We start from the raw sequence: 22,594 nt of genomic DNA, 5'->3' as shown, positions 1-22,594 counted from the left end.
GGGACCTCGGTCTGACCGAACCCCGGGTCGTAGGTCATCGCAGCGTCCGCCAGCGACTCGGTCGAGTGCATCGCTGCCCATTCGACCGCGAGCTGCAACAACCGGGCTTCTTCGGCATCCGCGATCGACCGCGACGACCGTGCCGCAGCGAGCACCGCGGCGGCGGTGTCCACATCAGCGAGCGTCTCGGTCATGGAACAACCCAACCAGCGAGCACCGACAGTTTGGCCGCCAGAACCGGCCGATCTTCCACCATCCGGACAGAAGATTGTCGAATGTTCCGGCACAACGGCCGAGCGAATGCCCGACCCCCACCCGCCCGCTCAGCGCTCGACGTACGCCATCGAGCGCAGCCCGCGCTCCAGGTGCCAGGAGAGGTACGCCGAGACCAGCGTGCTGGCCTCCTTCAGGTGCCGACCGTCGGCCGCCTCGACCACCGGCCAGTCCCCCGCCAGCAACGCCCCCATCACGATGACGGTCTCCGCGGCCGGACTGGCCGACCCCGGCACCCGGCAGGTGACGCAGAGCATCCCGCCCATCGAGGGGTTGAACCACCGGTGCGGCCCCTCCTCGCCACACCGCGCGCAGTGCGCGAACGACGGCGCGTACCCGGCGACCGCCAACGACCGCAGCAAGTAGGAGTCGAGCACCTGGCTGGGCGTCCGCTCCCCGCTGACCATCGCGCGCAGCCCACCGACGAGCAGCAGGAACTGCTGGATCGACGGCTCGCGCTCCTCGGCCACCAACCGGTCCGCGGTCTCGAGCATCACGGTCCCCGAGGTGTACCGGTCGTAGTCGAGGCCCAGCCCCGACGAGAACGGCGTAATCGTCTCGGCCTGGGTGATGATGTCGAGGTTGCGGCCCTCCGCCAGCTGCAGGTCGACGTGGGTGAACGGCTCGAGCCGGGAGCCGAACTTCGAGGTCGTGCGCCGTACGCCCTTCGCGACGGCGCGCACCAACCCGTGGTGACGGGTCAGCAGCGTGACGATCCTGTCGGCCTCACCCAGCTTGTGGGTGCGCAGGACGATCGCCTCGTCGCGGTAGAGGGGCACGCCCCCATTGTGCCGTTCAGGCTCGGGAACGGCGCGCGCGGCGCGGCGTCTGCCAGCAGGCGAGCGCGAAGTCGGCCGCCGCACGGTTCAACCGCTCGGGCGCGAGCCGCCACTCCAGAATGCTGCGGGCCCTGACGAAGGTGGCGTTCGGCATCTCCTCGGCCAGCATCGCGGCGTCGGCGGCCGGGTGGATGGGGTCGGCCGGATGTCCGACCACCAGTGCGGGCGTGGTGATCGCCCGACGTTGGTGGGAGTACGGCGCGACCCGGCCGAAGAAGACCCCGTGCACGACTGCGGCCACCGAGCCGGCGTACTGGTCGCAGGTGTCGAGGCCGATCCCCACCCAGAACGGCACGATCCCGCGCGGGATCGGTCGGGTCAGTCGTCTCACCGCGGTCACGGTGAAGGGCAGGAACCGTGCGCTGAACATCAACGGCGCGAACGCGAGGATGCCCGCCTCCACGGCGTTGTTGAGCACCGGCATCTCGATGATCAGTCCGCGCACCCGCTCGGGGGCGAGGACCGCGACCTCGAGCGAGACGTTCGCACCCAGGGACGTGCCGCCCACCACCGCCTGGTCCACGCCGAGATGGTCGAGCAGGGCGACGACCTGCTCGCCCCAGCTGGTCATCGAGTAGGCATGCGGGTCGGCGGGTCGGTCGGACCGACCGTGCCCGAGCAGGTCGAGGGTGACCACGTGCAGGCCCTGGGAGGCCAGGGAGCGCGCCAGCGGCTCGTGCATCCGTCGCGGCATCAGCTGACCGTGCAGCAGCACCACCCACGCGTCACCGCCGCCGTACTCGGTGAACTCGAGTCGGTCCCGACCGGTGGCATTCTCGAGGAAGAACTGACCAATGCGCTCAGAGACCAACATGGCCCCAATCTAGCCGTCCGGGTCCCCGAATTGGGTGGGTGTGGTCGCATCCCGGTGGAGACTGAACGAGACTGCTGCCATGACGTTCCCTCCGCGGCTGCCCTCCTGGGTGCCCGCGAATGCCGTCGCCCCCGCCGGTCTGCTGATCGGCATCTACCTCGCCGGAGCGGGCGCCGTCGTCTTCGCACCCCCCGGCAGCGACGTGGCCCAGTGGTGGCCGGCGGCCGGTCTCGCCGTCACCCTGATCGCGATCTCCCCCCGGCGGGCGTGGCCCGCGCTCGCCCTGGGCATCGTCTTCTTCAGCGGCGCCGCCAACCTCACCGGTGGCCGCGACCTCCAGATCTCGACGCTCTTCGGGGTCGCCAACGCCGCCGAGGCGGTCGTCGCCGGCTGGTTCCTGCGCCGGGGCCGCCGCGGTTCGGTGCGCCTGGACAGCCAGGACGACTTCATCCGCCTGGTCGCGGCCGCCATCCTGGGCGGGGTCACGGTGGCCACGGCGGCCGCCACCATCGTCTCCACCCTCGAGGGTGGCTCGTTCCTCGAGATCTGGCGGGCGGTGGCGCCGTCCCACGCCGCGTCCGTCCTGGTGCTCGTGCCCGTCGCCATGTCGCTACGTCGCAACGGGCTCGCCTCCCCGCACGAGACCGCGGGGAGCCACGGCGAGCTGGTCTTCCAGGCCGGGGCCCTGATCGCGATCTCGGTGACCATCTTCTCCCCGCAGCAGTTCCTGCCGCTGGTCTTCCTGCCCCTGCCGTTCCTGGTCTGGGCGGCGCTGCGCTTCGACACCCGGGTGGTCGCGTGGGAGCTGGTCGGCTTCAGCGTGCTGGCCACCCTGTTGACGGCCCGCGGCTACGGCCCGATCGGGAACAGCCTGTCCGCCGGCCGGATCAACGAGTACGGGGCCGGATCGCTGATGCAGGCCTACCTCGCCTGCGCCGCCGTCATGTCCCTGCCGCTGGCCATCGCGGTCGCGCAACGGCACCGCCTGCTGGACCGGGTCAGCACCAGCGAGCGGCTGTTTCGTCGCAACTTCACCGAGTCGCTCGTCGGGATGCTCCTGCTGCGCGGCCACGGCAACCGTCTGGAGATCATCGACCTCAACGACACCGCCGCCCGACTGCTCAGCACCGACGGTCAGGCCCTGGTGGGCCGCTCGCTGGACAGCATCCTGGAGACCCGCAGCCAGCTCGACCAGGTGACGGCCCGGATGCTCGACGGCCGCCAGGACGGCTGGAAGGCACAGACCGGTCTCAAGCACCGTCCCGGCGCCCGGATCAACGTCTCGCTCTCGCCCCTCTCCCTCACCCCCGAGCCCATCTTCTCCGCCCAGCTCCAGGACGTGACCGCGGAGTACGAGGCCCGGCGACGGCTCGAGGCGGCCGAGCAGCTCACCAGCGCGACCCTCGACACGACCGCCTGCGTCATCCTGGTCACCGACCTCAAGGGCACGATCATCCGGGTGAATGCGGCCGCCTCCCGCCTCACCGGGTACACCGAGGACGAGATGCTGGGGCGGCCGATCTGGGAGACGTCGTTCACGCCCAGAAGCGCTGAGGAGGTCGAGGCGCTCTTCTCCGTCCCCGACCGGGTTCCGGGCACCACCATCGTCGAGACCGACGCGATGACGAAGAGCGGCCAACGACTGCGCATCGTCTGGAACAACAACCTGGTCACCGACGACCACGACCGGCCCATGTACGCCGTGCTCACCGGGGTCGACGTGACAGCCGAACGCACCGCCGCCGGCCTGATGACCCACCTGCTCGAAGCCGCGATCACCACGGCCCTGATCGGCACCGACACCACCGGCAGGATCACGGTCTTCAACTCCGGAGCCCAGCGACTGCTGGGCTACTCCTCGCGGGAGATGGTGGGTCAGCCCTTCGCCCAGCTGATCGAGCCCGGGCAGCTGGCCGCCCGGACCGAGGAGTCCGACCCCGACCGGGCGTTCGCGGTCCTCGTCAGCCAGGAGTCGGAGACCGAACCGCGCGACTGGACCTGGGTGGCGAGGAACGGCGAGCACCACACGGTCTCGATGACGCTGAGTGTCGCCGCCGACGAGTTCGCTGCGCAGGTCGGCTTCCTGTGCGTGGGCCGCGACGTCACCGAGCAGCGCCAGACCCAGGAGATGCTCGTGGCCGCCCTGGAGAAGGAGCGCACCGCCGTGATCCGGCTCCGCCAGCTCGACGAGGCGAAGAACGAGTTCGTCTCCACCGTCAGCCACGAGCTGCGCACCCCGGTGACCAGCATCGTCGGCTACACCGAGATGCTCAGCGACGGCTCGATCGTCGACCCGGACCCCGACCAGCTCCCGCTGCTGTCGACGATCGCCCGCAACGGTGAGCGACTGATCGGGATCTGCAACGACCTGCTGCTGCTCGGCGGGATCGACAGCGGCGCCGCCCACTGGGAGCAGGAGATCCTCGACCTCGCCACGCTGGTCGCTCCGGTGGACGAGTCGACCCGGCACCTGTTGCGGGGGCGAGACCTCACCCTCGACTACGTGGCCCCCGACCAGCCGCTCCTGGTGCAGGGCGATCGGACCCAGCTCGAGCGGGTCCTGATCAACCTGCTGAGCAACGCCGTGAAGTTCACCGAGGACGGCGGTTCCATCACGTGTCGGCTCGAGAAACAGGACACCGAGGCCTGGATCGTGGTGAGCGACACCGGGATCGGCATCCCGGCAGCCGAGCAGGACGGACTCTTCCAGCGGTTCTTCCGCGCCTCCACCGCACAGGAGCGCGCGATCCAGGGCACCGGGCTGGGGCTCTCGATCGTCTCCACGATCGTGGCCGCCCACGGGGGGAAGATCTCGGTCGACTCCGTCGAGGGCGAGGGCACCACCTTCACCGTGCGGCTCCCTCGCAAGGTGCCCAAGCGCGTGGACTGACCCGACGCGCCCTCGGTCAGCGCGACCCGGTGGCCCGGTTGACGGCGCTGATCACGGCCTTGAGCGACGCGGTGACGATGTTGGCGTCGAGGCCGACCCCCCAGAGCACCTGGTCGCCGACCAAGCACTCGACGTACGCCGCCGCGATCGCGTCGCCGCCCGAGGACAGCGCGTGCTCGGCGTAGTCGAGGACCCGGACGTCGAAGCCCTGGGGCAGGTCGTTGATCGCGTTCACGAACGCTGCGATCGGACCGTTGCCCGTCCCCTCGAGGGTGGTGATCTCACCGTCCACGAAGATGTTGGTGGTCAACGCGTCCTTCTCGCCGGCCGCCGACGAGGTGTGCACGGAGTCCAGCTGGAGCGGTGTCGTCCGGTGCAGGTACTCGGCGGAGAACACCTCCCAGATGGTCTCGGGCGACATCTCGCCACCGTCGGTGTCGGTGCGCTCCTGGATCACCCGGCTGAACTCGATCTGCGCGCGGCGGGGCAGGTCCAGCTTGTGCTCGGCCTTGAGGATGTAGGCGACGCCGCCCTTCCCGGACTGGCTGTTCACCCGGATCACGGCCTCGTAGCTGCGGCCCACGTCCTTCGGGTCGATCGGCAGGTACGGCGCCTGCCAGGGCAGCTCACCGACCCCGACCCCCTGCTCGGCGGCCTGCCGGTCGAGGTCCTCGAGCCCCTTCTTGATCGCGTCCTGGTGCGAGCCCGAGAACGCCGTGTAGACGAGGTCGCCGGCGTACGGGTGCCGCGGGTGCACCGGCAGCTGGGTGCAGTACTCGACCGTGCGCCGGATCTCGTCGATGTCGCTGAGGTCGATCATCGGGTCGATGCCCTGGCTGAAGAGGTTCATCCCGAGCGTGACCAGGCAGACGTTGCCGGTGCGCTCACCGTGCCCGAACAGGCAGCCCTCGACCCGGTCGGCGCCGGCCATCATCGCCAGCTCGGTCGCGGCGACGGCCGTGCCGCGGTCGTTGTGTGGGTGCAGGCTGATCACGGTGTTCTCGCGTCGGGAGAGCTGGCGGGAGAACCACTCGATCTGGTCGGCGTAGACGTTCGGCGTGGCCGACTCCACCGTGGCCGGCAGGTTCAGGATGATCTCGCGACCATCCTCGGGCTGCCAGACGTCGGAGACCGCCTCACAGACCTCGAGGGAGAACGGCAGCTCGGTGGAGGTGAAGATCTCCGGGGAGTACTCGTAGCCGATGACGGTGCTGTCGAGGTGGTTCTCGGCGTACTTCATCACCAGCTCGGTGCCGCGGGTCGCGATCGCCTTGACCTCGTCCTTGCTGGCGTGGAAGACCACCCGACGAAAGAGCGGGGCGAGCGCGTTGTAGAGGTGGATGTTCGCCCGCGGGATCCCGACCAGCGACTGGACGCTGCGCTCGATCAGGTCCTCGCGGGCCTGGGTCAGCACGGAGATCGTGACGTCGTCGGGGACCCGGTCACCCTCGATCAGCTGGCGGACGAAGGCGAAGTCGGTCTCGCTCGCCGACGGGAAGCCGACCTCGATCTCCTTGTAGCCCATCTTCACGAGCAGGTCGAACATCTTCATCTTGCGGGCGGGGCTCATCGGGTCGATCAGGGCCTGGTTGCCGTCGCGCAGGTCGGTGGAGAGCCATCGTGGCGCGGCGGTGATGGTGGCGTTCGGCCAGGTGCGGTCGGGCAGGTCGACCGGGGGAAAGGCGGTGTAGCGCTGGTGCGGCATCCCGCTGGGCTTCTGGTGGTTCATGAGGTCCTCGCTGACTGGTGCTGGGTGCCGGTCGCGCAGCACGCACTCCGCAGCGAGGGGGCCGGCGTGCTCAGGCCTCGCTGCGGCAGCGAAGAAGCAGCTGGCGCATCATGATGGATCGACTCTAACGCACCCTCCTAGGGTGGTGCGGTGCAGATCTCACGACTCGATCCGGCCGAGGTCGACCTCGATCTGGCGGACCGGCTGGCGGCCCTCGACCGGGCATCGCTCACCGACGCCGGGCTCGAGGTGCCGCCCCCGACGGGCCCGTCGAAGCTGACCTGGCTGCGCCACGGCAACACCGGCCGGCCCGTCGACGCTCTCTGGGTGGCGGGACCGCTCGAGGCTCCGCTCGGCTGGGCGGTGGTGGAGCTGCCCTTCCTGGACAACCTGTCGACCGCCCTGGTCCGGGCGACCGTGGACCCTGAGCACCGCCGGGCCGGCTGGGGCAGTCGACTGCTCGAGCTCCAGCTCGGGCTGGTCCGGGAGCGGGGACGCACCAACGTGCGCGCCTGGACGTGGGCCGGCACCGACGGGGTCGGTTTCCTGGCGGCGCGCGGCTTCTCCGATGCCGGCCAGCTCCCGATGGCCGTACGTCGTCTCGACCTGCACGAGGCGATCAACGACGCCCCGGCGGACGAGGGCGTCGAGCCGGACGTCTGGGACGCCGACCGGGTCCGCGCCTACGACGCGTCGATGGTCGACCGGCGCCAGACGACCTACCGGGTCCTGGCCCGGCACCGACCCACCGGCGAGTGGGCCGGGATGTCCCTGCTCTGCGTGGACGAGTTCTCCCCGAGCATCGCCCACCAGGAGGACACCAACGTGGTGCGCGCCCACCGCGGCCACCGACTCGGACTGGCCCTGAAGTGCGAGCTGGCGACCTGGCTGCGCCACGAGCGTCCCGAGGTGCAGGCCACGGACACCTGGAACGCCGTGGACAACCACCACATGATCGCGGTCAACGAGCGGCTCGGCTGCCGCGATATCGCGACCGGCCTCGGCTACCGACGCCGGCTCTGAGGCAGGATCCGCCCGAGCCGGGTGTGCGCCAGCGCCGCCCGCGCAGCGTTGCGACCGGCGGCACCGTGCACACCGCCACCGGGGTGCGCGGACGAGGACCCCAGGTAGAGGCCGCGGATGCCGGTCTCCGGGCGTCCGAGCCCCGGCACCGGACGGAAGACCAGCTCCTGGTGCAGCTGGGCGGTGCCGCCGTTGATCGACCCGCCGACCAGGTTGGCGTTGCGTGCCTCCATCTCGTGGGGGCCCAGCACCCGTCGGGCCAGCACCCGGGAGCCGAAGCCGGGGGCGAGTCGCTCGAGGCGGGCCTGCATCCGGTCCGCCATCCGCTCGCAGTCGTCGCGGTCCCAGACGCCGCGGATCCCCCCGTCGCCGGCGTCGCGGACGGAGTGCTGCGGCATGTGGGTGTAGGCCCACACCGACTCCGTGCCCTCCGGGGAGCGGGTCGGGTCCGAGGTGGTCATCTGGCCGCACAGCAGGAACGGGTCGGCCGGGATCGCCCGGGCGGCGATCTGGCTGAACGCCTCGGTCATCTGCTCCACCGAGTCCGCGACGTGGAAGGTGCCCGGGGCGTACGCCGGCGCCTGGGCCCACGGCACCGGCCCGTCCAGCGCCCAGTCGACCTTGATCGTGGAGGGATCCAGCTCGAAGGAGCGCATCCCGCGGACCACACGGGCGGGCAGGTGCTCGGGGGCCACCAGGCCGCCGTACAGCGCAGGCGCGGTGACGTCGGCGACGACGGCGTTCCCTGCGCCGATGCGGGTGCCGTCGGCCAAGCGGACCCCGACCGCCCGCCCCGACTCCACGTCGATGCCGGTGACCTCGGCACCGGTGCGGATCTCGCCCCCGAGCGAGACGAACCGCCGCGCCATCGCGGCCGTGAGCGCACCCGCACCCCCGACCGGGACCGGGAAGCCCACCGTCTGGCCCAGCATCGTCAGCAGCAGTGCCATCAGGCCGGAGCCCGGCGCGTCCAGCGGGATGTCGGCGTGCCCGGCGTTGCCGGCGAGCAGGAGTCGCGGGGCGTCACCCCCGAACCGGGAGCGCCCGAGCTGGGCGGCCGGGGTCAGCAGCGTCTTCACGAACCCCAGGCCGCCGGCGGCGGGCAGCCGGCCGAGCAGCCCGAGCCCGGCGCGGACCGGGGGGAAGGGCGAGACCAGGCCCTCGACGAGCTGGTCGCCGACCCGGTCCCACTGGGCACACAGCTCGAGCCAGGCGGCACCGTCGCCGGCGTGGTCGGCGTCCATCAGCGAGGCCGTGACCTCCCGGTCCCGGTGCTGCAACGCCCACGACCCGTCCGACCGCGGGTGGCCCAGCACGGCCGGCGCGTGGGACCAGGCGAGCCCGTGCTCCTCCAGGCGCAACGAGGTGACGGCCGAGGAGGCGACGGCCAGCGGGTAGAACGCGCTGAACGTGTCGTGGACGAAGTCGGGGTGGACGTCGCGGTCGCTGCGGACCGCTCCCCCCACCTCGGGCTGGGACTCGAGCAGCAGGACCGACCACCCGGCGTCGACGAGATGGTTGGCGGCGACGAGCCCGTTGGGCCCGGCCCCGACGACGACCGCGTCGTACGTCTGCGGTGGCGTCACGACGGTCGGGCCGAGGCCTTCGCCACCCGTCCCTCGACCAGGAACGCCAGTCGCCGCAGGGTCTCCACGTTGCGCCACTTCAGCGGCGGCTGACGCAGCGGAGCGGGAATGATCCGGGCCGGGCCCGCGTCGGCGTCCTCCTCGATGACCACCTCGGTGTCACGGCCCACCGGGTGCAGGCGCAGGGTGACCCGGGCCTCCCCGGTCGGCCAGGCGCGCGCCTGGAGCTCGAGCATCACCCCGGGCTCCGCGGCCAGCACCTCGGTCTCGTCGTCCAGCAGGAGGGGCCAGCTGCCCACCGAGTGGTGCAGCTTCGCGCCCGGCTCCGGCCAGTGCTCGTCGACCTCGCGCATCCGCGACGCGCCCACCACCCACAGCGGGTAGAGCCAGCCGTCGGCCAGCACCTGCCACACCTGGTCGGGGGTCGCCCGGACGATCTGCCTGTTCGTGCTCATGGCGTCACCGTTCCCGATCATCGGCGAGGTATCCCCCTTCGCTACGGTCGGACAATGGCCCGTCTGCTGATCGTGCACCACTCCCCCACCCCCGGCGTCCAGGCCCTCACCGACGCCGTGGTCGCCGGTGCCCACGACGACGCCGTCGAGGGCGTCGAGGTCGTGGTGCGCGAGGCCCTGGCAGCGACCGCCGACGACGTGCTGGCCGCCGACGGCTACCTGCTCGGGACGACGGCCAACTTCGGCTACATGAGTGGCGCCCTGAAGCACTTCTTCGACTCCATCTTCCTGCAGGCCGGCGGCGCCCTCACCGAGGACGGCTCGGCCGGCACGAGCGGGACGGGCAAGAAGCCGTTCGGGCTCTGGGTGCACGGTCGCTACGACACCACCGGCGCGGTGCGATCGGTGCTGTCCATCGTCGGTGCGCTGCCCTGGCGGCAGGCAGCGGACACGCTCACCGTCCTGGGCGAGGTGACCGAGACCGAGCGAGCCGCGGCGTACGAGCTCGGCGGCACGCTGGCGGCGTTGCTGTCCGACTGACTTCACCCCCGGCTCGACGGGTACGATCCCGGAGTCCCTGCCCGCCCCCGAGGAGGATCTGTCGTGTCGTCGCGCCGTACCGTCCTGGGGCTGGTGGTGGCCGCGCTCCTGCTCACCGGCTGCGGCGACGAGAGCCAGGGCACCGACGTCGACCCGGCCCAGCTGGACGCGGTCTCCCCGCCGGAGGTCGGCGACTGCCGCGTGCTGGCCCCCGAGGACACCGAGGTGATGAGCAACGCCACGGCCACCGTCGACTGCCGTACGCCGCACACGGCCGAGACCTACCTCGTCGAGGAGCTGCCCCCCGAGCTCGGCGACGCGGATCGCGAGGACCCCGAGGTCAACACCTGGATCCACGAGCACTGCCAGGCGAGCTTCATCTCCTTCCTCGGCGCCGACGAGAGCCTGGCGATGCGCACGATCGTGAGCTGGTCGGCGTTCCGCCCCTCCGCCAAGGCCTGGGACGAAGGCGCCCGGTGGTACCGCTGCGACGTCGTCGGAGGAGCCGAGCAGAGCAAGGAGTACGTCGAGCTGCCGGTCACGGCGCAGGGCCTGATGAAGGGCAAGCCCGATGACCGGTGGCTGGTCTGCGTGAAGGGTCCCTCGGTCCAGGACGCCCCGCGCATCCCCTGCTCCGAGCCGCACGACTGGCGAGCGGTGACCACGGTCAAGCTCGGCGAGGCGGACGATCCCTACCCAGGCGACCGGCAGTCCCAGATCCAGACCCGCGACTTCTGCTCCGACTCGGTCGGCGGCTGGCTGAGCTACCCCGTGACCTACGACTACGGGTACACGTGGTTCACCGAGGAGGAATGGGAGGCCGGCAACCGTCGGTCGGTCTGCTGGGCCAGGACGGACGCATGAGGCCCGGCCGCCGCCAGCGGCTCCTGCCCGGAGCGCTGCTCCCCGTCGTCCTGGCCCTGGGCGTGGCACTGACCGGATGCACGAGCGAGGAGCCCGGCGATCCGAAGCCGTCGGCGCCCACGAGCACCGCGACCACGCCGGCGACCGCGGACGAGGTCCCCGTCCCGAAGGACCGGGCCTGTTTCGACCTGTCGTACGCCGATGCGCTGGCACCGACGAACTCGTCCACCCCGGTCGACTGCGCCGAGAAGCACACCTCGATGACGTACGCGGTGGGCGAACTCGACTCCGCCGTGCAGGGCCACCTGCTCTCGGTCGACTCCAAGCGGGTCCAGGCCCAGGTCGCGCGGGTGTGTCCCGAGCGACTCTCCCGCTTCCTCGGCGGCACCCCGGAGGACCTTCGGCTGACCATGCTCCGCGCGGTCTGGTTCACCCCCACGGTCGAGGAGTCGGACGCGGGCGCGAACTGGTTCCGCTGCGACGTGATCGCGGTGGCGGCCGACGGCAAGCTCGACCCGCTCACCGGGCGGCTGGCCGGCGTGCTCGCCAAGCCGGAGGCGCGCGGGAAGTACGCCATGTGCGCCACCGCGGAGCCCGGCACCCCGGACTTCTCCCGCGTGGTCTGCTCGCGCGAGCACGCCTGGCGGGCGATCCGGACCGTCGACGTACCGGGCGCGGACTACCCCGGTGAGGAGGCGGCGCGCGAGGCGGGGCAGGGGCCCTGCGAGGATGCCGCCCGGGACCGCGCCGACGACGCCCTCAACTTCACCTGGGGCTACGAATGGCCCACCGCCGCCCAGTGGCGGGCCGGCCAGACCTATGGCCTGTGCTGGATCCCCGACTGACCTCGACCTCAGGAGCCCGATGAGCTGGACGCCCGCCGACCTGCCCGACCTCACCGGACGCACCGCCGTCGTGACCGGGGCCAACTCCGGCATCGGGGTGCACACCGCTCGCGAGCTGGCCGCCCACGGCGCCCACGTGGTGCTCGCCTGCCGCAACGTCGCCGCCGGCCGGGAGGCCGCCGCGGCGATGCCGGGCAGCACCCGCGTGGAGGAGCTGAACCTGGCCTCGCTGGCGTCGGTCCGGGCCTTCGCCGGACGCTGGCAGGGCCCGCTCGACCTGCTCGTCAACAACGCCGGCGTGATGACGCCCCCGTCCTACCGGGAGACCGAGGACGGCTTCGAGCTGCAGTACGGCACCAACCACCTCGGTCACTTCGCGCTGACCGGTCTGCTGCTGCCGGCGCTGACGCGCGGCAGCTCGCCGCGGGTGGTGACGGTCGCCTCGATCGCCCACCACAACGGCGACGAGGGCGTGCTCGAGGGGAACCCGCGCACGACGTACAAGCCCTCGCCGGCCTACGGCAACACCAAGCTGGCCAACGTGCTCTTCGCCCGCGAGCTGCAACGGCGTGCCCGGGCGGCCGGGTCGCCGGTCGTCTCCACCGCGGCGCACCCGGGGGTCTCCGCGACGAACCTGTTCGCCAGCTCCGACGGCATGGGGTCGAACCGGCTGATCCGGGCGACCGCGCCGTACTTCATGCCGGTGCTCTTCCAGTCGGCGAAGGCCGGCGCCAACCCCACCCTGTACGCCGCCACGGTCGCCGAGCCCGGCTCGTACACCGGCTGCCGGTGGCTCAAGGAGTCCCGGGGCCCGGTGGGCCCGGCCAAGCTGAGCCGGCACGCCCGCAACGACGACCTGGCCCGGCGGCTCTGGGACCTCAGCGAGCAGCAGAGCGGCGTGACGTTCGAGTTCTGAGGCTGCTCAGAAGCCGAGCTTGCGCAGCTGGCGCGGGTCGCGCTGCCAGTCCTTGGCGATCTTGATGTGCAGGTCGAGGTAGACCGGGGTGCCGAAGAGCGCCTCGATCTGCTTGCGGGCGGCGGTGCCGACCTCGCGCAGCCGGGCGCCCTTGTGCCCGATCATGATCCCCTTCTGGGAGTCGCGCTCGACGTAGAGGTTGGCGTGGATGTCCAGCAGCGGCTTGTCCGCCGGACGCCCCTCGCGCAGGCCCATCTCCTCGACCACGACCGCGATCGAGTGCGGCAACTCGTCCCGGACACCCTCGAGCGAGGCCTCCCGGATCAGCTCGGCGACGATCGCCTCCTCGGGCGCGTCGCTGAGGTCGCCGTCCGGGTAGAGCTGGGGACCCTGGGGCAGCAGCCCGACCAACAGGTCCTCGAGCAGCTTGACCTGGGTGTCGCCCTTCGCGGAGACCGGCACGATCTCGGCCCACTCGGTGCCGGTGGCGGCGCCGAGCTCCTGGATCGCGAGCAGGTGCTCGCCGATCTGCTCCGGCGTCGCGAGGTCGGTCTTGGTGGCGATGGCGACCTTGATCGTCCGGCGCACCTTGGCCATCTCGTTGACGATGAACTTGTCGCCAGGCCCGATCTTCTCGTTCGCCGGGAAGCAGACCGCCACCACGTCGACCTCGGCCAGCGTCGTCTTGACCAGGTCGTTGAGCCGCTCGCCGAGCAGGGTGCGCGGACGGTGCAGACCGGGGGTGTCGACCAGGATCAGCTGGGCGTCGGGTCGGTGCACGATCCCGCGCACGACGGTCCGGGTGGTCTGCGGCTTCGAGCTGGTGATCACCACCTTGCTGCCGACCAGGGCGTTGGTCAGCGTCGACTTGCCGGCGTTCGGGCGTCCGACGAAGGAGACGAAGCCGCTGCGGTGACCCTCCGACGATCCGGTGGATCCACTCGTGGGTGTGGCGCTCATGGCTGTCCCTCTCGGGCGGCGTCGTAGTCCGCCCAGATCTGTTCGTCGGATTTCCCTGCAGCCTTGCCGGCCCGCCAGATCGGGCCGGGGTCGACCGCTCGAGGCTGACGCTGCGCGCCGCCCCGCCAGTAGCCCATCACGTCGTACGCCGTCGGCGGCAGCCGGCGCTCCCGCATCAGGTGCTTGCGGATCGCCCGCATCTGCGCGGACTCCCCCGCCATCCAGAAGTAGCCCTGCCCGGCGGGCCACTCGAGCGACTCGACCACGGAGGCGAGCCGGCTGCTGCCGTCGGCGGGCTGGTCGAGCCAGGTCACGTCCACGTCGGCCGACAGGTAGTCGCCGAGCTCGTCGGGCACCTCGGCCCAGACATGCGTCGGCACCCTCGCGGCCTCGGGGGTGCCCGCGATCCGCGCCATCGCGGGCAGGGCGGTCAGGTCGCCGACCAGCAGCAGCCAGCCGGCGTCCTCGGGCATCGCGAACGACCCCTTGGGCTCGGTGATCGTCACCTGCTCGCCGGCGACGGCCGGACGGGTGGCCCACTCGGTGACCAGGCCGACGTCGTGCACCACGACGTCGAGGGTCAGCACCTCGCCGTCCCACTCACGCACGGTGTAGTAGCGGCTCTGGAACTGCCCCGGCACCACCAGACCGACCCACTCGTCCGGGATCCCGGTGCTGCGGAAGTCGGCCAGGCCGGGACCCCCCAGGGTCAGGCGCAGCAGGTGGGCCGAGAGCCGCCGGCGTCCCAGGACGTCCGCGGTGAACTGTTGCGCTCTCGTACTCACCCGCCAAGGCTAGTCACCAGGACGGGCGCAGCCCGAATCCGTCCGCCCCGTCCTCGCCGGTGCGCACAGCCAGCACCTGGTGCAGCTGGATCTCGTTGCGTTCGAACGCCAGCCGCGACCCGGCCATGTAGAGCCCCCACACCCGTGCCGTGCCCTCGCCGACCTCGGCCACGCACTCGTCCCAGTGGTCCACCAGGTTCTGCGACCAGGCGGTGAGGGTGAGGGCGTAGTGACGGCGCAGGTTCTCCGCGTGCATCACCTCGAGGCCCGCGTCCTGGGCCTCGCGGATGATCGTCCCGGACCCGATCAGCTCCCCGTCGGGGAAGACGTAGCGGTCGATGAAGGCACCGGTCTCCTCGCGCCGGTTGTGCGCACGGGTGATGCAGTGGTTCAGCAGCCGCCCCTCGGGTCGGAGCCGGTCGCGCAGGGAGGAGAAGTACGTCGGGTAGTTGCGCACCCCGATGTGCTCGGTGAGGCCGATCGAGCTGACCGCGTCGAAGCCGCTCTCCAGGACGTCGCGGTAGTCGGCGTGCCGCACCTCGGCCAGGTCGCCGAGCCCGTCACGGTCGATCGCCTCCTTCGCCCAGGTGGCCTGCTCCCGCGAGAGGGTGACGCCGAGCGCCCGCACGCCGTACTCGCGGGCCGCGTGACGCACCATCCCGCCCCAGCCGCAGCCGACGTCGAGCAACCGCTGACCCGGTCGCAGGTCGAGCTTGCGGGCGATCAGGTCGAACTTCTCGGCCTGGGCCTCCTCCAGGCTGCGGTCGGGGTCGGTGTAGACCGCGCAGGTGTAGGCCATGGAGGGGCCCAGCACCAGCTCGTAGAACCGGTTGGAGACGTCGTAGTGGTGGGCGATCACCTCGGCGTCGCGGGTCAGCGAGTGCCGCAGCCCCTCCACGGTTCGCCGCCACCGCGGCAGGTGCTCCTGGGGAGGGGGCGGCGGCGGCTTGAGGTGGGAGAGCCCCAGGCCCCGGACCAGGACGAACGCCTCGCTCGCCGTCGGGGTGCGGAAGCGGAGGTGGCTCTGCAGCAGGCGGAGCGCGTCGTACGGGTTGCCCGGATGCACCCCGGTCACCACGAGGTCACCGGCCACGTAGGCGCGGGCCATGCCCAGGTCGCCGGGCGCGGTCAGCAGGTAGGCCAGTCCGCGCGGCGTGCGCAGCTCCAGGCCGATCTCGGCATCGGCGTCGCCCGCCGTGCTGCCGTCGTACGCCGTGAACCGCACCGGCATGCCGTCACGCAGCAGCGAGGTGACTGCTTCCCCGATGGAGAGGCTGGATCCGGGACTCATCGTCGATGCACCGCCTTGTCGTAGAGCGAGGTCAGTCGGTCCTGCGGGTCGTACCGTGCCTTGACGGCCGCGAGGTGCGGGCCGTCGTAGAGCTCGTCGAAGGTCTCTCGGTCGTAGAACGCCTCCGAGTAGAGCGACTTGTGACCGCCCAGCTCGTGGACGCGACGCTCGATGGCCCGGTTGAGCGGCCCCTGCGGCGCCTCGTCGCCCACGTGGACGGTTCCCCAGAAGCCCACGTTGACGTAGGTGAGCCCGGGCTGCAACGGGTACGTCGACCACCGCCGGGTGGTGCGCAGCGGACACAGCCAGACCGGGCGCATCCCGATCTCGGCGTCGAACCAGGTCAGGAAGTCGGCGAGCGCGGAGAGCGGCACCTCGACGTCCTGGATCACCCGCTCCCGCTGCGGGCGACCCGCCCGTCGGTCCAGGCGATCGACCAGGCCCAGCCGACGATCAAGCCCGATCAGTCGGTGGTAGACGTCCGAGCGCCGCCATCGCCGGGGCCAGAGCCGACGGACCCAGGGGCGCTGCACCCCGAAGGCTGCCGAGCACCAGAACCAGTCGGTGTCCCAGCGCCACAGGTAGTCCTCGATGGTGAGCAGGTCGATCTCGCGCCGCTGCACCGAGCGGTAGTAGACCTGCTGGCCGGTGTAGTCCGAGGTCCGGCCGGTCGTCGGTCCGACGTCGGTCCAGGTGGCCAGGGTCAGGTAGTACTCCCCCGGTGCGAACGCCACCCCGTCGAGGCCGTCGACCTGGTCGCCGCCGTGTCGTCGGGTGGTGACGATCTCGTCGACCGCGGCGCCGAGGTCGGCCAGGTCGTCGAAGCGGACGTGGCGCAGCGCGACGTACCGCGGCACCCGCTCCAGCTCGATCCGCAGTCGCACGGCGTAGCCGAGCGAGCCGTAGGAGTTGGGGAAGGTGTCGAACAGGTCGTCACCCGGCCGGGTGGTGACCACCTCCCCGGCGCCGGTGAAGACGTCCATCTCCAGGACCGAGTCGTGGGGCAGCCCGTTGCGGAAGCTGGTCGACTCGATGCCCAACCCGGTCACCGCACCGCCCAGGGTGATCGTCCGCAACTGGGGGACGACCTTCGGGATGAGCCCGTGGGCCAGAGTCGCGCTGACCAGGTCCTCGTAGGTGCACATGCCCTGGACGTCGGCGGTGCACGCGACGGGGTCGATGGCGAGCACGCCCTGCAGACCCGAGACGTCGAGGCCGGCGGGGGCGGCCGCCGCTCGGGGCCGGAACAGGTTGGAGGTCTGCTTGGCGAGCCGGACCGGGTCACCCGGCGCGAGCGCGGCGTACGACGCACGGAGCCGGCCCACGGCCCGCTCGTGCTCATGCCCTGCGCTCACCGAGGTCACCTTCGGCACGCTACTAGAGGAGGAGCCCCCTGTCGGGGCCGCGACCCGCCGAGGATCAGGCCGTGGTGCTGCTGTGCAACGCGCCCGCCACCGTGCCCACGTGCACGACGACCGCGTCGCCGCCGAGCTCGGCCAACGCCGCGAGGTCGGCGGGGTCGGGAGCGTCGGCCTCGGTCAGCAGCACCGCTGCCTCGAGGGCCTTCACCCCGGAGGAGACCGCCATGCCCAGGCAGACCTGGAGGGCGGAGAGTCGCAGCGAGGGCAGGTCGACGGTGGCGCCGGCATAGGTGCGCCCGTCGGCGTCACGGATCGCCGCTCCCTCGGCCGCACCGGCGCGCACCCGGGTGGCCCGCGCCAGCGTGACGAGCTTCTTGTCCTCCGCCGAGAGCTCGGCCGGAGCCTGGGCACCGGTCCGGGTCGGTTCAGTCATGGCTGCCTCCGGGTTCGTCGCTCTCGCCGTCCTGCTCGGCCGGCTCGACGCGGCAGATCAGGACCGTGCCGATCTTGTTGCGCCGCCCAGACGCGCCCTCGGCCTCGAAGCGCAGGCCGTGCGCCTCGACGTACGAACCGGGGATCGGCACGCGGCCGAGGTGCTTGGCCATCAGGCCGCCGACGCTGTCGACATCCTCCTCGTCCACGTCGAAGCCGAAGAGCTCGTCGAGGTCGTCGATCGGGTAGCGCGACGAGACCCGGGTGGTGCCCGAGGGCAGGACCTCCACCTCGATCTCGTCCTCGTCGTACTCGTCGGTGATCTCGCCGACGATCTCCTCCAGGACGTCCTCGATGGTGATCAGGCCGGCCGTACCGCCGTACTCGTCGACGACGACGGCGATGTGCTGACGGTTGGCCTGCATCTCCGAGAGCAGGGCGTCGACGGGCTTCGACTCGGGCACGTAGTGGGCCGGACGCATCACCTCGTCGATGCGCTGGGTGAACTCCACGTCGGGCGCCTCGAAGTCACGGCGGACGATGTCCTTGAGGTAGGCGAAGCCGACGATGTCGTCGAGGTTCTCCCCGATCACCGGCACCCGCGAGAAGCCGCTGCGCAGGAAGAGCGAGAGGGTCTGGCGCAGGTTCTTGTAGCGCTCGATGTAGACCACGTCGTTGCGCGGCACCATCACCTCCCGGGCGCTGGTGTCGCCGAGCTCGAAGACCGAGTGGATCATCCGGCGCTCACCGGACTCGATCACCGCGGAGGCCTCGGCCAGGTCGACCAGCTCACGCAGTTCGGTCTCGGTCGAGAACGGTCCCTCGCGGAAGCCACGGCCCGGGGTGATCGCGTTGCCGAGCAGGATCAGGATCTTCGGCAACGGGCCGAGGACGCCGGTCACGAACGCCAGCGGGTAGGCCGACATCAGCGCCACCCGTTCGGAGTGCTGACGACCCAGGGTGCGGGGGGCGACCCCGATCACCACGAACGAGATCACCAGCATCGAGCCGATGGCGGTCAGCACGGTCGGCCACCAGGCGCCGGAGAACAGGTCGTCGACGTAGAGCGTCACCAGGACGATCGCGGCGACCTCGCACAGCAGCCGCAGCAACAGCGCAGTGTTCAGGTAACGCGGTGCGTCGTCGAGCATGTGCACCAGGCGCTGGGCGCCCGCACGGGACTCGCCGACGAGCTCCTCGGCACGCGCCCGGGAGAAGGAAGCAAGAGCGGCGTCCGCCGCCGAGAACACGCCGGCGAGACCGACCAGGGCTGCTGCGGTCAGCAGCAGCCACACATCACCGGACGTCACCGCGCGCGCCACTGGGCGAGCAGTTCGTCCTGCAGACCGAACATCTCGCGGTGCTCCTCGGGCTCGGCGTGGTCGTAGCCGAGCAGGTGCAGGATGCCGTGGACGGTGAGCAACTCGATCTCCGCCTCGGTGGAGTGGCCGGCGGTACCGGCCTGCTTCGCCGCGACGTCGGGGCACAGCACCAGGTCGCCCAGGACGCCCTCCTCGGGCTCCTCGTTGACCAGGCCGGGGCGCAGCTCGTCCATCGGGAAGGCCAGCACGTCGGTGGGGCCCTCCTTCTCCATCCACTGCTCGTTGAGCGTGGCGATGGTGGCCTCGTCGACCGCCTTGATGCAGAGCTCGGCCAGCGGGTGGACGCGCATCTCGTCCATCACGAACCTGCTGAGCGCCGCCAGCTGCTTGACGTCGAGCGGGTGGCCCGACTCGTTGAGGACCTCGATGCTCATCCACGACTCCCGGGGGTGGAGGGGGCTGACCTGGGGGCCGGGATGGTCGCCCGGGCGTCGTGCTCGTCGTACGCCGCGACGATCTTGCCGACCAGCTTGTGCCGGACCACGTCGTGGCTGGTGAGCCGGTTGAAGACGATGTCCTCGACGCCGTCGAGGATGCTCTCGATCACCCGCAGCCCGGACTTCGTGCCGCTGGGCAGGTCGACCTGGGTGACGTCGCCGGTGACCACGATCTTGGAACCGAAGCCGAGACGGGTCAGGAACATCTTCATCTGCTCGGGCGAGGTGTTCTGCGCCTCGTCGAGGATGATGAAGGCATCGTTGAGGGTGCGACCGCGCATGTAGGCCAGCGGCGCGACCTCGATGGTCCCGGCCGCGAGCAGCTTCGGGATCGTCTCGGGGTCGATCATGTCGTGCAGCGCGTCGTACAGCGGGCGCAGGTAGGGGTCGATCTTCTCGCTCAGCGTGCCCGGCAGGTAGCCCAGCCGCTCCCCCGCCTCGACGGCCGGCCGGGTCAGGATGATCCGGGTGACGTTCTTGGACTGCAGCGCCTGGACCGCCTTGGCCATCGCCAGGTAGGTCTTGCCGGTGCCGGCGGGGCCGATCCCGAAGGTGATCGTGTGCTTGTCGATCGAGTCCACGTAGCGCTTCTGGTTGAGCGTCTTGGGACGGATCGAGCGGCCGCGGTTCGACAGGATGTTGAGGCTCAGCACCTCGGCCGGGTGCGCGCTGGTCTCGGCACGCAGCATCGCGAGCACCCGCTCGACCGTCTCGGACGTCACGCCCTGACCGGTGCGGATGATCGTGACCAGCTCGTCGAGCAGGCGCTCGGCCAGCGCCACCTCGCCGGGGTCGCCGTGCAGGGTGATCCGGTTGCCGCGGACGTGCAGGTCGGCGCCGAAGGCACGCTCGAGGAGAGCGAGGTGCTCGTCACCGGGGCCCAGCAGGCTGACCATGTTGATGCTGTTGGGGACGACGACGGTGTGCCGGGTGGAGCGGGCCGGGTCGCGCCGGAGGTCGGCGGTGGCGTCGTCGCTGGTGGTGTCAGTCATGGAGGCCCGGTGGGGCGGTCCTTCCCGTCGGTGGTGTGAGCGCATTCCATGCTACGGGAGCGCTGCGTCAACCCCCAGCGGGTTCCCTGGCTCAGCCGGGAGGCCAGGCGAGCGAACGACCGGCGAGCACGTGCAGGTGGGTGTGGAAGACGCTCTGGCCGGCGCCGGCCCCGGTGTTGAAGACCAGCCGGTAGTCCTCGTGCCCCTGCGCCGCAGCGACCTCGGCGGCCGCCGTGACCAGCGCCACCGAGGTCTCCGGATCCGCCTTCGCCAGCTCTGCCGCGTTCACGTGGTGGGCGCGCGGGACCACCAGCACGTGCGTGGGAGCCTGGGGGTTCACGTCGCGGAAGGCCAGCACACGCTCGGTGCGGTGCACCACGTCGGCAGGGATCTCCCCGGCCACGATCTTGCAGAACAGGCAGTCGGCGTCCATGCGGCCGATCGTGTCACGAATCGGCAAACTCACGGATCGCCGCGGTAAACCCACGGCCCGGCTCGCGCGTGCCACTAGCGTGATCACTCATGCACTGGCCCCAGGAGTCGGCCCCGCGCGGGTCGCGTCCGAGGCCGTCATGAGTTGGGACGCGGACACCGCCCTCGAGCAGTTGTACGCCGCGCACTGGCGCCGGCTGGTGCGGCTCTCGGTGCTGCTGGTGCACGACCCGGGCACCGCGGAGGAGATCGTCCAGGACGCCTTCGTCGCCGTGCACGCCCGCTGGCGCAAGCTGCGCGAACCCGACCTCGCCCTGGCCTACCTGCGCCAGAGCGTGGTCAACCGCTCCCGGTCCGCCCTGCGGCACCACGCCGTCGTACGGCGCCACCTCGAGCACGCCGCCCCTCCGGCTCCGGCTGCCGGCGCCGACGAGTCCAGCCTGGCCGCCGCGCGTCGTACCGCGGTGCTGCAGGCGTTGCAGCAGCTCCCCCGCCGGCAGCGGGAGGTGCTCGCTCTGCGCCACTACCTCGAGCTCTCCGAGGCCGAGATCGCCGAGACCCTCGGGATCAGCCGGGGAGCCGTGAAGAGCCATGCGTCGCGCGGCTCGGCCGCGTTGCGCGACCTGCTGGGCACCTACCTGGAGGACCGCCGATGACCGATCCCCGCCCGCCCGGCCGGTCCGACGACGACCGGCTCACCGAACTGCTCTCCGACGCCGTCTCCGACGTCGAGCCACCCCACCGACTCGACTCCATCCGCAACCGAACGAAGGTGACTGCCATGTCTGCCAGCAAGAACTCCGGACGCCCCTGGCGCTTCGCCGTCGGCGGGGCCGTCGTCGCCACGGCCGCCGTCATCGCCGCGATCGCCTTCGCCGGCGGCAACCTCGGCCTGACCGGTTCCGACGACCCCGGGCCCGCCACCGAGACCTCGGGGACGCCCCGTCCGAGCGAGCCCACGGCCTCGAGCTCCGAGACCGTGACTCCGTCCACGATCACGGTGGCTGCCTACTACCTCGGCGAGACCCCCCGAGGCGTCCGCCTGTACCGCGAGTTCACCCGGGTCGAGGCCGACTCGGACCTCTCGGCGACCGTCGAGGCGCTGACCAGGACGCCCAGCGACCCGGACTACGCGACCGCCTGGGACTCCACCAGCCTCACCGCTGCGTCGTACGACGGTGACGTGATCGAGGTCGTCGTCGACTCCTCGGTCCGGGAGCGTCCGGCCGGCATGAGCGAGGAGGAGGCCTCGGCCGCCGTACAGCAGGTCATCTACTCGGTGCAGGCTGCGACCCAGACCCGCTCCGGTGTGCAGTTCCGCTCGGCGGACGGTCCGATGGACCAGGTCTTCGGCGTACCGACCTCGGAGCCGCTGGCCGAGGACCCGCCGCTGGACACGCTGGCCCTGGTCAACGTCACCACGCCCGAGCAGGGGTCGTCGGTCTCCGGGTCGTTCACCGCGTCCGGGGTGGCCAGCTCGTTCGAGGCCAACGTGCCCTGGGAGATCCGGGACGGCTCCGAGGTGGTCGCCTCCGGCTTCGCCACCGCCGAGGGCTGGATGGACAAGCTCTACCCGTGGTCGACCGAGGTCGACGTCTCCGACCTGGCCCCGGGCGAGTACACGTTCGTCGCGATGACCGACGACCCGTCCGGCGGCGAGGGCGGCGGGCCGTTCGTCGACACGAAGTCGATCACCATCCGCTGACCTGCCACTTCTGGTTGCAGAAACACCGCTGACCTGCCAGTTG

23 protein-coding genes are annotated in these 22,594 nt (G+C 71.3%); 8 read left to right on the top strand and 15 right to left on the bottom strand.

The features are described 5' to 3' along the window. From ABZE72_RS07705 to ABZE72_RS07695, 3 genes are all read right to left on the bottom strand, one after another. Nucleotides 1-194 (bottom strand): hypothetical protein (locus ABZE72_RS07705; protein ID WP_372728430.1); only part of this gene is annotated, 194 nt, incomplete at its 3' end. Between the two features lie 129 nt (nt 195-323). Continuing rightward, the gene (gene recO, locus ABZE72_RS07700; RefSeq protein WP_372728429.1) at nt 324-1,052 is read right to left on the bottom strand and encodes a DNA repair protein RecO; all 729 of its coding nucleotides are present in this window, start codon (nt 1,050-1,052) and stop codon (nt 324-326) included. A gap of 16 nt (nt 1,053-1,068) precedes the next feature. After that, on the bottom strand, nt 1,069-1,926 hold the full coding sequence (locus tag ABZE72_RS07695; RefSeq protein WP_372728428.1) for an alpha/beta fold hydrolase: 858 nt from the start codon (nt 1,924-1,926) through the stop codon (nt 1,069-1,071). A gap of 79 nt (nt 1,927-2,005) precedes the next feature. Between ABZE72_RS07695 and ABZE72_RS07690 the strand changes: the two genes are divergently transcribed. Then, on the top strand, nt 2,006-4,816 hold the full coding sequence (locus ABZE72_RS07690; RefSeq protein WP_372728427.1) for a PAS domain S-box protein: 2,811 nt from the start codon (nt 2,006-2,008) through the stop codon (nt 4,814-4,816). Nucleotides 4,817-4,832: 16 nt separating this feature from the next. Here the strand turns inward: ABZE72_RS07690 and leuA are convergent, their stop codons facing one another. Beyond that, on the bottom strand, nt 4,833-6,545 hold the full coding sequence (gene leuA, locus ABZE72_RS07685; RefSeq protein WP_372728426.1) for a 2-isopropylmalate synthase: 1,713 nt from the start codon (nt 6,543-6,545) through the stop codon (nt 4,833-4,835). Nucleotides 6,546-6,695: 150 nt separating this feature from the next. Between leuA and ABZE72_RS07680 the strand changes: the two genes are divergently transcribed. Then, entirely contained in the window at nt 6,696-7,568 is an 873-nt protein-coding gene (locus ABZE72_RS07680) for an N-acetyltransferase family protein (protein ID WP_372728425.1), read from the top strand. On the opposite strand, the gene ABZE72_RS07675 is transcribed toward ABZE72_RS07680, so the two are convergent. After that, complete coding sequence (locus tag ABZE72_RS07675; protein WP_372728424.1) at nt 7,550-9,154, bottom strand: phytoene desaturase family protein; 1,605 nt, start codon at nt 9,152-9,154, stop codon at nt 7,550-7,552. The genes ABZE72_RS07680 and ABZE72_RS07675 overlap by 19 nt on opposite strands. After that, nucleotides 9,151-9,609 carry an SRPBCC family protein gene (locus ABZE72_RS07670; protein ID WP_372728423.1) on the bottom strand — a complete coding sequence of 153 codons (459 nt, stop codon included), beginning with the start codon at nt 9,607-9,609 and terminating at the stop codon, nt 9,151-9,153. The genes ABZE72_RS07675 and ABZE72_RS07670 overlap by 4 nt, the downstream gene beginning before the upstream one ends. A 54-nt stretch (nt 9,610-9,663) precedes the next feature. On the opposite strand from ABZE72_RS07670, the gene ABZE72_RS07665 reads away from it, so the two are divergent. The 4 genes from ABZE72_RS07665 to ABZE72_RS07650 all read left to right on the top strand — a co-directional run bounded on the left by ABZE72_RS07665 (nt 9,664) and on the right by ABZE72_RS07650 (nt 12,774). Beyond that, on the top strand, nt 9,664-10,149 hold the full coding sequence (locus ABZE72_RS07665) for a flavodoxin family protein (RefSeq protein ID WP_372728422.1): 486 nt from the start codon (nt 9,664-9,666) through the stop codon (nt 10,147-10,149). 63 nt (nt 10,150-10,212) lie between these two features. After that, on the top strand, nt 10,213-11,013 hold the full coding sequence (locus tag ABZE72_RS07660; protein ID WP_372728421.1) for a septum formation family protein: 801 nt from the start codon (nt 10,213-10,215) through the stop codon (nt 11,011-11,013). Further along, the gene (locus ABZE72_RS07655) at nt 11,010-11,858 is read left to right on the top strand and encodes a septum formation family protein (RefSeq protein ID WP_372728420.1); all 849 of its coding nucleotides are present in this window, start codon (nt 11,010-11,012) and stop codon (nt 11,856-11,858) included. The genes ABZE72_RS07660 and ABZE72_RS07655 overlap by 4 nt, the downstream gene beginning before the upstream one ends. 19 nt (nt 11,859-11,877) lie before the next feature. Then, entirely contained in the window at nt 11,878-12,774 is an 897-nt protein-coding gene (locus ABZE72_RS07650; protein ID WP_372728419.1) for an oxidoreductase, read from the top strand. 6 nt (nt 12,775-12,780) lie between these two features. On the opposite strand, the gene era is transcribed toward ABZE72_RS07650, so the two are convergent. The 9 genes from era to ABZE72_RS07605 all read right to left on the bottom strand — a co-directional run bounded on the left by era (nt 12,781) and on the right by ABZE72_RS07605 (nt 20,847). Continuing rightward, the gene (gene era, locus ABZE72_RS07645) at nt 12,781-13,734 is read right to left on the bottom strand and encodes a GTPase Era (RefSeq protein WP_372728418.1); all 954 of its coding nucleotides are present in this window, start codon (nt 13,732-13,734) and stop codon (nt 12,781-12,783) included. Next, entirely contained in the window at nt 13,731-14,519 is a 789-nt protein-coding gene (locus ABZE72_RS07640) for a siderophore-interacting protein (RefSeq protein WP_372728417.1), read from the bottom strand. Before ABZE72_RS07640 ends, era begins: the two co-directional genes overlap by 4 nt. Nucleotides 14,520-14,532: 13 nt before the next feature. Next, a complete protein-coding gene (locus tag ABZE72_RS07635) occupies nt 14,533-15,810 on the bottom strand; it encodes a class I SAM-dependent methyltransferase (protein ID WP_372728416.1) in 1,278 nt (425 codons plus the stop codon). Continuing rightward, nucleotides 15,807-17,165, bottom strand: a complete 1,359-nt coding sequence (locus ABZE72_RS07630) for an FAD-binding oxidoreductase (RefSeq protein ID WP_372728415.1) — start codon at nt 17,163-17,165, stop codon at nt 15,807-15,809. Before ABZE72_RS07630 ends, ABZE72_RS07635 begins: the two co-directional genes overlap by 4 nt. Before the next feature lie 64 nt (nt 17,166-17,229). Beyond that, on the bottom strand, nt 17,230-17,604 hold the full coding sequence (locus ABZE72_RS07625) for a cytidine deaminase (RefSeq protein ID WP_372728414.1): 375 nt from the start codon (nt 17,602-17,604) through the stop codon (nt 17,230-17,232). Beyond that, the gene (locus tag ABZE72_RS07620; protein WP_372728413.1) at nt 17,597-18,913 is read right to left on the bottom strand and encodes a hemolysin family protein; all 1,317 of its coding nucleotides are present in this window, start codon (nt 18,911-18,913) and stop codon (nt 17,597-17,599) included. Before ABZE72_RS07620 ends, ABZE72_RS07625 begins: the two co-directional genes overlap by 8 nt. Then, entirely contained in the window at nt 18,910-19,359 is a 450-nt protein-coding gene (gene ybeY / locus ABZE72_RS07615) for an rRNA maturation RNase YbeY (RefSeq protein ID WP_372728412.1), read from the bottom strand. The genes ABZE72_RS07620 and ybeY overlap by 4 nt, the downstream gene beginning before the upstream one ends. Beyond that, the gene (locus ABZE72_RS07610) at nt 19,356-20,414 is read right to left on the bottom strand and encodes a PhoH family protein (protein ID WP_372728411.1); all 1,059 of its coding nucleotides are present in this window, start codon (nt 20,412-20,414) and stop codon (nt 19,356-19,358) included. The genes ybeY and ABZE72_RS07610 overlap by 4 nt, the downstream gene beginning before the upstream one ends. A 91-nt stretch (nt 20,415-20,505) precedes the next feature. After that, nucleotides 20,506-20,847: an HIT domain-containing protein gene (locus ABZE72_RS07605; protein WP_372728410.1), complete on the bottom strand. Its 342-nt coding sequence runs from the start codon at nt 20,845-20,847 to the stop codon at nt 20,506-20,508. A gap of 139 nt (nt 20,848-20,986) precedes the next feature. On the opposite strand from ABZE72_RS07605, the gene ABZE72_RS07600 reads away from it, so the two are divergent. Continuing rightward, a complete protein-coding gene (locus ABZE72_RS07600) occupies nt 20,987-21,502 on the top strand; it encodes a SigE family RNA polymerase sigma factor (RefSeq protein ID WP_372728409.1) in 516 nt (171 codons plus the stop codon). Then, nucleotides 21,499-22,551, top strand: a complete 1,053-nt coding sequence (locus ABZE72_RS07595) for a Gmad2 immunoglobulin-like domain-containing protein (RefSeq protein ID WP_372728408.1) — start codon at nt 21,499-21,501, stop codon at nt 22,549-22,551. The genes ABZE72_RS07600 and ABZE72_RS07595 overlap by 4 nt, the downstream gene beginning before the upstream one ends. Nucleotides 22,552-22,594: the final 43 nt, after the last annotated feature.

The sequence above is a fragment of the Nocardioides sp. genome (genome assembly GCF_041600255.1).
Taxonomy (GTDB): Bacteria; Actinomycetota; Actinomycetes; order Propionibacteriales; family Nocardioidaceae; genus Nocardioides.
Note: the sequence above shows the minus strand (reverse complement) of the source record. Positions and strands in the feature narration are given on the sequence as shown.

What these genes read in the sequence shown, in the direction of transcription:
- ABZE72_RS07695 (WP_372728428.1), bottom strand. Translation starts at nt 1,926, where the DNA reads ATGTTGGTCTCTGAGCGCATTGGTCAGTTCTTCCTCGAGAATGCCACC.
- ABZE72_RS07690 (WP_372728427.1), top strand. Translation starts at nt 2,006, where the DNA reads ATGACGTTCCCTCCGCGGCTGCCCTCCTGGGTGCCCGCGAATGCCGTC.
- leuA (WP_372728426.1), bottom strand. Translation starts at nt 6,545, where the DNA reads ATGAACCACCAGAAGCCCAGCGGGATGCCGCACCAGCGCTACACCGCC.
- ABZE72_RS07670 (WP_372728423.1), bottom strand. Translation starts at nt 9,609, where the DNA reads ATGAGCACGAACAGGCAGATCGTCCGGGCGACCCCCGACCAGGTGTGG.
- ABZE72_RS07665 (WP_372728422.1), top strand. Translation starts at nt 9,664, where the DNA reads ATGGCCCGTCTGCTGATCGTGCACCACTCCCCCACCCCCGGCGTCCAG.
- ABZE72_RS07655 (WP_372728420.1), top strand. Translation starts at nt 11,010, where the DNA reads ATGAGGCCCGGCCGCCGCCAGCGGCTCCTGCCCGGAGCGCTGCTCCCC.
- ABZE72_RS07650 (WP_372728419.1), top strand. Translation starts at nt 11,878, where the DNA reads ATGAGCTGGACGCCCGCCGACCTGCCCGACCTCACCGGACGCACCGCC.
- era (WP_372728418.1), bottom strand. Translation starts at nt 13,734, where the DNA reads ATGAGCGCCACACCCACGAGTGGATCCACCGGATCGTCGGAGGGTCAC.
- ABZE72_RS07635 (WP_372728416.1), bottom strand. Translation starts at nt 15,810, where the DNA reads ATGAGTCCCGGATCCAGCCTCTCCATCGGGGAAGCAGTCACCTCGCTG.
- ABZE72_RS07625 (WP_372728414.1), bottom strand. Translation starts at nt 17,604, where the DNA reads ATGACTGAACCGACCCGGACCGGTGCCCAGGCTCCGGCCGAGCTCTCG.
- ybeY (WP_372728412.1), bottom strand. Translation starts at nt 19,359, where the DNA reads ATGAGCATCGAGGTCCTCAACGAGTCGGGCCACCCGCTCGACGTCAAG.
- ABZE72_RS07610 (WP_372728411.1), bottom strand. Translation starts at nt 20,414, where the DNA reads ATGACTGACACCACCAGCGACGACGCCACCGCCGACCTCCGGCGCGAC.
- ABZE72_RS07605 (WP_372728410.1), bottom strand. Translation starts at nt 20,847, where the DNA reads ATGGACGCCGACTGCCTGTTCTGCAAGATCGTGGCCGGGGAGATCCCT.
- ABZE72_RS07600 (WP_372728409.1), top strand. Translation starts at nt 20,987, where the DNA reads ATGAGTTGGGACGCGGACACCGCCCTCGAGCAGTTGTACGCCGCGCAC.
- ABZE72_RS07595 (WP_372728408.1), top strand. Translation starts at nt 21,499, where the DNA reads ATGACCGATCCCCGCCCGCCCGGCCGGTCCGACGACGACCGGCTCACC.